At 53.8% G+C, this 3116-nt stretch carries 2 protein-coding genes and 1 pseudogene; all 3 read right to left on the bottom strand.

Annotation, left to right across the window (positions count from 1 at the left end; all coding sequences use genetic code 11):
• Window positions 1-288: 288 nt before the first annotated feature.
• The 3 genes and pseudogenes from AC13DJ_RS00020 to AC13DJ_RS00030 all read right to left on the bottom strand — a co-directional run bounded on the left by AC13DJ_RS00020 (window position 289) and on the right by AC13DJ_RS00030 (window position 3036).
• Entirely contained in the window at window positions 289-1284 is a 996-nt protein-coding gene (locus AC13DJ_RS00020; RefSeq protein ID WP_482932771.1) for an ATP-binding protein, read from the bottom strand.
• A gap of 306 nt (window positions 1285-1590) precedes the next feature.
• Window positions 1591-1923: pseudogene (locus tag AC13DJ_RS00025) on the bottom strand (ATP-binding protein); the annotation flags it as partial.
• A gap of 30 nt (window positions 1924-1953) precedes the next feature.
• The gene (locus AC13DJ_RS00030; RefSeq protein WP_036218757.1) at window positions 1954-3036 is read right to left on the bottom strand and encodes an IS630 family transposase; all 1083 of its coding nucleotides are present in this window, start codon (window positions 3034-3036) and stop codon (window positions 1954-1956) included.
• Window positions 3037-3116: the final 80 nt, after the last annotated feature.

Here is a 3116-nt window from a genome sequence, read left to right on the forward strand (position 1 = left end):
CTCTGGTTGTGAAAGAGCATGCAGGTTAGACTCGGACATGGCGTATCATTCCTCTGTTGGTTGTGATCTTGGCGGTGATCAACCAACAGGATACGCCACCCCTTCAGCCTGCTTCCATACACCAGAAATCACCATAACTCAAAGTCCGGAACACCAAGCCCAATGATCAAATGGCATCACGCGTCACATCCCTAATAAGTTCACTGGGCACGAATTGCATGCAGTGCAATTGTAATTGCAAATTTTGGATAAATTGCACTCTTAATTGCACGTAAAGCATTGGCTGAGCTATTCCCTCTTGTCTGCCTCCCAGTAATAACGAGAGCCTGCACCGTGACCTGACTGGTTGACCCGGCCAGTTTCTGCGGCCAACTCCCTCATCAGCGTGGTTACTTGATTACGGGAATACTTGGTGATTTTGCGCACTTCAGCATTTCTCAAGCCTTCTTCACCGCGCTTCGCACGTTCCATCAGAATACTGAGCACCCGGGTTTTCGCGGCATCCCAGCCAATACGACGGCGGGCTTCGCTGTGGCCGTCGTCAGCCAGGCGATTGTAAAGCTCTGGCTGGATGCACCAGTAGGCGCCCCGGCCGGTACCACCATGTTCGATGTAGCCAGCCGATTCCATTGTGGATAACTTTTCGCGCATCTCTGCTTCGCCACGCTGGCACAGGTTGGCGGCAGTGTTGGTGTCTATTTCCGGATGGTGGAGCAGGTACTGCAGAAGCATCAGCTCATCCACGCCCAAGGTACGCCCACGTTCACTTTCCTCCGCCACAAACAGACGGAAGGTGGCGTTCAACTCCCGTTTGGGAAAGCTCACTTGAACTGACTCGCCAATTTCCCGGATCTGGGGTGGCTCTTTGCCTTCCATTAGCAAGGCAGAGAACATGCGGTTAATACCGAGGTTGCTGCGGTTTACCAGGCGCAGCCGGGTAAGGGCCTCAACCAGCAAAGGGTTTCTGGCAGCCGGTTGGTGGTGGAGAATATTGTTAGGAGTGATTCCGGCAATAAACCCGCCGTTATTACTGATTTCCAACCGGTCGGCATAGAGCTTAACCATCACCGGCCCCGCTATGCGCAAATCGGCATGGCAAAAGGCATTCATCAGCGCCTCACGCACGGCAATTTCTGGCCAGGTGCGGTATTCGTAGTGGAACATGCCCTGCTTGTAGGTGGTGATAGGATTAAAGGGCACCAGAAGTTCTTCGATGCGCTTTACGGACAAAGGCAGTGCACTGACCCGGTCTTCCCGGATGCCGTAGTCGGTATCGGAGGTCATTTGTAGGAAAGTCCAGTTATGGCCGGGCAGGTGTTCCCGAATAGCCGCTTCAGTGCCGGTCAGCAGGATTGCCGCCCTGGTGAGCTTGCCCTGTTTGATCAGCCCCAGGGTGGACAGCAGCTCTGCGTCAGACAAACGCAGCAGATCCTCTGGTGCCCGTTCCCTGCTGGCCTGGTTGCGCAATGCTTCCAGCGCTGTGGCCGACAAAAGCGAGCTGTCCACAGGGGCAACGGGCTCGGCGGTATAGTCAGTCTCGCCGGTTTCCACACTGATCTTACGGCGAACGGTGCCCGTCAGCGGAACGCAATCTTTACTGACTCGGATGGTGCCCCGCCCTGCAGTGTCCGTGTATGGCGGCATACCGGGGTGAATCTGCATCAACAGTACCCGGCCAGTGCCTTCCGGTACGGACAGTTCTTCGAACACCGGCATTATTTTCGGGTCAGTCTGGTCGTATACCGCTTTTTTCAGGAGATTGGCGTCTATTTCCTGTGGTACGCCCAGGATAGCGTTGTTCCGCCCCTGTATGCGATCAGCCACGCCAAACACCACGGTACCACCGCCACCATTGGCCATGCACACGGCCATCTGCACTACCGTTCTGACTGCGTTGTCACGGCTTTTCAGGTCCCACTGTTTGAAGTCTAGTGTCCCGTCTGGGTAATCCCTTTATTTATTATCAATAACACTCAGCTTTGCTCGCGTCACTGAAGTCATAATCGATTCTGCACTCTTGTGCCAGCGGAACGGCTTTGCCAGTTTCTCATTATGAGTTTGGATAAAGCGACGAATCGCCTTCTTAAGTTCGCCGACACTGGTAAAAATGCCACGGTACAAAGCGCGGCGTTCCAGTTGACCAAACCAGCCCTCCACGGCATTCAGCCAAGAGGCGCTGGTTGGTGTGAAGTGAAGCTTGAACCGGGGATGCTTTTCCAGCCAGGCCTTCACTTCTGGTGTTTTGTGAGTCGAGCTGTTGTCCAGAATCAGATGAAGGTCCTGCTCTTTCGGTGTTTCTCGATCAATTTGTCGCAGAAAATCGAGAAACTCTTTGGCGCGGTGGCGTTGTGTAATGCGCCCAATCACTTCGCCGTTCAGGATATTCAGGGCCGCGTATAAGCTGGTCGTCCCGTGCCTCTTGTAATCGTGGGTACGGCGCTCGATCTGGCCGGGTTTCAGTTGCAGCTTTGGTTGAGTGCGATCCAGTGCCTGGATCTGCGTTTTTTCGTCAACCGACAGCACCAGCGCGTTATCCGGCGGATTCAGGTACAGGCCAACGACATCGAAAACCTTCTCAGCAAAGTCCGGATCATTGCTTATTTTGAAGGTTTTCAGCCGGTGCGGTTTCAGGTCAGCGGCTTTCCAGATCTGATGCACTTGCCAGCGACTGACACCGGCATATTCGGCCATCAACCGGATGCTCCAGTGGGTAGATTCCTTGGGCACCTTTTTGACCGTGTCATCAAGAATTGCTTTAACCTTTTTCTGATCCAGCTTTCTGGGTTGTCCAGGTCTTGGTGCATCCCGAAGACCGCTCAGGCCCTGTTCGGTGTAACGATTACGCCACTTAAATACCGTGGCCGTCGTGGTTCCCAGTTGCTCCGCAACGACTTTGGGTGATTCACCGGCATTCAGGGCCAAAACGATTCGTGCTCGCAGAACAAGATTCTGACTCAGCGTGCTTGTTCGCAGCCAGCTTTCCAGCTCCAGTTGATCGTTTACCGTAAGATTAAAGGGTGCTGGTTTCCGGGCCAAAACAGAGTCTCCGAGCTCGTGAACAATAGCTCGAATTGTAGCACATTTTCGCTTAGGAATTAACCAGACGGAACACTAGG

This window comes from Marinobacter sp. L-46 (assembly GCF_056859535.1).